The sequence below is a fragment of the Nocardia sp. NPDC005978 genome (genome assembly GCF_040614455.1).
Classification (GTDB): Bacteria; Actinomycetota; Actinomycetes; order Mycobacteriales; family Mycobacteriaceae; genus Nocardia.
Map to the genome: position 1 here is coordinate 1 of NZ_JBEXUS010000228.1, position 3115 is coordinate 3115.

The window sequence follows — 3115 nt, forward strand, 5'->3', positions numbered from 1 at the left end:
TCTACCTATCTGCTACCTCCCAAACATCCGTCGTGAGGGTCATCCGGTAACCGGATGACCGACCCGAAGTCGGTGCAGGGGCGACAGGACTTGAACCTGCAACCTGCGGTTTTGGAGACCGCTGCTCTGCCAATTGAGCTACGCCCCTTGGTGCGCTGTGCGCGCGGTCGAGATTATCAGCAAGGGCCGCGCGCGCGAAATCGGATTTCGGTGCGCCCGCGAAACACGATTTCGCGGGCGGTCCGCGCACGGATGACCCGGCCGGGCGGGGGTTATGTGCCCGCTTCCCACATGTGTCGGTCGACGTCCCTAGACTCTGTGCCGTGACCCCTGCCTCTACCGATCAGCGTCCGAGTGCCGTGTCCGCTTCCACCTCCGGCGAGCAGCCCACACTGTTGTTGCTGGACGGGCATTCGCTGGCGTACCGCGCGTTCTACGCGCTGCCCGCCGAGAACTTCAAAACCGCCGGTGGGCAGACCACCAACGCGGTCTACGGGTTCACGGCCATGCTGATCAACCTGCTGCGGGACGAGAAGCCCACCCACGTGGCGGCGGCGTTCGACGTGAGCCGCAAGACCTTCCGCACCGAGGCGTATCCGGAGTACAAGGCGAACCGGGCCACCACGCCCGACGAGTTCCGCGGGCAGGTCGAGGTCACCCAGGAGGTGCTGGGCGCGATGGGGATTCCGGTCATGGCGATCGACGGCTACGAGGCCGACGACGTCATCGCCACCCTCACCACCCAGGCCGTGCCGCAGGGCTTCCGGGTGCTGATCGTCACCGGCGACCGCGATTCGCTGCAGCTGGTCGGCGACGACGTCACCGTGCTGTACCCGAAGAAGGGCGTCTCGGAGCTCACCCGCTTCACCCCGGCCGCGGTGGAGGACAAGTACGGCCTGACCCCCGCGCAGTACCCCGACTTCGCGGCCCTGCGCGGCGACCCGAGCGACAATCTGCCCGGCATCCCGGGCGTGGGGGAGAAGACCGCCACCAAGTGGATTCGCGAGTTCGGCGATCTGGCCACCCTGGTGGACAAGGTCGACACCGTGAAGGGCAAGGTCGGTGATGCCTTGCGCGCCAACCTGTCCAGCGTGCTGCTCAACCGCCAGCTCACCGAGATGGTGAAGCAGGTGCCGCTGCCCTACACCCCCGATCAGCTGGCCGTGCAGCCCTGGGACCGGGACAAGATCCACCGCCTGTTCGACGAGCTCGAGTTCCGCGTGCTGCGCGACCGCCTGTTCGACACGCTGTCCCCGGTGGAGCCCGAGGCCGAATCCGGTTTCGAGATCAGCGGGGCGGCCCTGCTGCCCGGTGAGGCGACGGCCTGGCTGGCCCAGCACGCGCCCGCCGGTGTGCGGCACGGGGTTACGGTCATCGGCACCGGCACGCCCGTCCACGGCGACGTCCAGGCCATCGCCCTGGCCGCCGCCGACGGCGAGGGCGCGTACCTCGACGTCCACGGCCTCACCCCCGAGGACGAACGGGCCCTGGGCGCCTGGCTCGCCGACCCCGCGACCCCGAAGGCGTTGCACGAGGCCAAATCCGCCATGCACGCCCTGCGCGGGCGCGGCTGGACCCTGGGCGGTCTCGCCAGCGACACCGCCCTGGCCGCCTACCTGATCCTGCCCGGCCAGCGCAGCTTCAACCTGGACGACCTGTCGCTGCGCTACCTCAAGCGCGAACTGCGCGTGGACGACGCCGGCGAGACCCAGCTGTCGCTGCTCGACGACGAGGACCACGTCGACACCGAGGTGGCCAAGGCCGCGATGCTGCGCGCCCGTGCGGTGTTCGACCTCGCCGACGCCTTCGACACCGAACTCGAGCGCATCGAGTCCACCGCCCTGCTGCGCGACATCGAACTGCCGCTGCTGAGCGTGCTCGCCGAACTCGAGGCCGCGGGCATCGCCGTCGACGCCGGTCAGCTCGAGCAGTTGCAGCGCCAGTTCGCCGACCGCGTCGGCGAGGCCGCCAACGCCGCGTACGGCGTCATCGGCAAACAGATCAACCTCGGCTCGCCCAAACAGCTCCAGGTGGTGCTGTTCGACGAGCTGGACATGCCCAAGACCAAGCGCACCAAGACCGGCTACACCACCGATGCCGATGCGCTGGAAGGGCTTTACGAGAAGACGGGGCACGAGTTCCTGCAGCATCTGCTCGAACACCGCGACGCCACCCGGCTCAAGGTCACCGTCGACGGCCTGCTCAAGTCCGTCGCCGACGACGGCCGCATCCACACGACCTTCAACCAGACCGTCGCCGCCACCGGCAGGCTCTCCTCGACCGAGCCGAACCTGCAGAACATCCCGATCCGCACCGACACCGGCCGCCGCATTCGCGACACCTTCGTGGTCGGCCGCGAGTTCGAATCGCTCATGACCGCGGACTACAGCCAGATCGAGATGCGCATCATGGCGCACCTGTCCAAGGACGAGGGCCTCATCGAGGCCTTCAACTCGGGCGAGGACCTGCACAACTTCGTCGCCTCCAAGGCGTTCGACATCCCGATCACCGAGGTCGATCCGGAGCTGCGCCGCCGCATCAAGGCCATGTCGTACGGCCTGGCCTACGGTCTGTCCGCCTACGGGCTCTCCCAGCAGCTCAAGATCAGCGCCGAAGAGGCGAAAGTGCAGATGGACGTGTACTTCTCGCGGTTCGGCGCGATCCGCGACTATCTGAACGACGCCGTCGACGAGGCCCGCAAGACCGGCTACACCGAAACCCTGTTCGGCCGCCGCCGCTACCTGCCCGACCTCGACTCCAGCAATCGCCAGCGCCGCGAGGCCGCCGAGCGCATGGCCCTGAACGCCCCCATCCAGGGCACCGCGGCCGACATCATCAAGGTCGCCATGATCGACACCCAGAAAGCGATCAAGGCGGCCGGGCTGCACTCGCGCATGCTGCTGCAGATCCACGACGAACTCGTCTTCGAGGTCGCCGCCGGGGAACGCGACGAGCTCGAAGCCCTTGCCCGCGAACACATGTCGAACGCGATCGAGCTCTCGGTGCCGCTCGAGGTCTCGGTCGGCGTCGGCCGCAGCTGGGACGCCGCCGCGCACTGACGCGACACGCCGGTGGCGGCGCGGCCGCTCGCGGACGGACTCGGCCCGTGCTCTCC

The 3115-nt window shown here is 68.4% G+C and carries 1 protein-coding gene and 1 tRNA gene; one reads left to right on the forward strand and one right to left on the reverse strand.

Going from position 1 to position 3115, the window contains the following annotated elements; genetic code table 11:
* Positions 1-75 precede the first annotated feature (75 nt).
* Positions 76-148: transfer RNA gene (locus ABZ319_RS40280), tRNA-Trp, on the reverse strand.
* A 175-nt stretch (positions 149-323) separates the two neighbouring features.
* Here ABZ319_RS40280 and polA point away from each other — a divergent pair.
* On the forward strand, positions 324-3059 hold the full coding sequence (gene polA, locus ABZ319_RS40285) for a DNA polymerase I (protein WP_354991860.1): 2736 nt from the start codon (positions 324-326) through the stop codon (positions 3057-3059).
* The last annotated feature ends 56 nt before the right edge of the window (positions 3060-3115 follow it).